Source organism: Citrobacter sp. VF227, from assembly GCF_052950715.1.
In genome coordinates this window covers 1-484 of record NZ_JBRFVF010000331.1, presented here as the reverse complement: position 1 = coordinate 484, position 484 = coordinate 1, and the positions used below count along the sequence as shown (strand labels likewise).

General features: G+C 64.7%; 1 protein-coding gene. It reads right to left on the bottom strand.

The genetic code is table 11. The features are described from left to right. On the bottom strand, positions 1-484 hold a 484-nt coding region (locus ACU8YC_RS26590), incomplete at both ends, for a mechanosensitive ion channel domain-containing protein (RefSeq protein ID WP_446896205.1).

The following is a 484-nucleotide window of genomic DNA, read 5'->3' as shown; positions in this document are numbered from 1 at the left end:
GTGATGAAGGTCTTGTTCGGGACGATGATGTCCTTGCGGTCGAAGTCGGTGATGGTGGTGGCACGGATGCGAATCCGGCTGACCGTGCCGGACAGGTTGCCGATGGTGACCACGTCGCCGATGCGCACCGGGCGCTCGAAGAGGATGATCAGACCGGAAATGAAGTTGGCGAAGATCTCCTGCAGGCCGAAACCCAGGCCGACCGAGAGCGCCGCCACCAGCCATTGCAGCTTGTCCCAGCTGACCCCGAGGGTGGACAGCGTGGCGACGATGCCGAAGCCGGCCAGCGCATAGGACAGGAGCGTGGTGGGGGCATAGGCGCTGCCCTGGGCCAGGCGCAGCTTGGACAGCACCATGACTTCAAGCAGGCCCGGCAGGTTGCGTGCCAGGGCCACGGTGATGGCGATGATCAGCAGCGCACCGAGCAGGTTGTTCAGGCTGATCGCCGCGGTGGTCAGCGTTTCGCCGCTGCCGGTGGTGTATT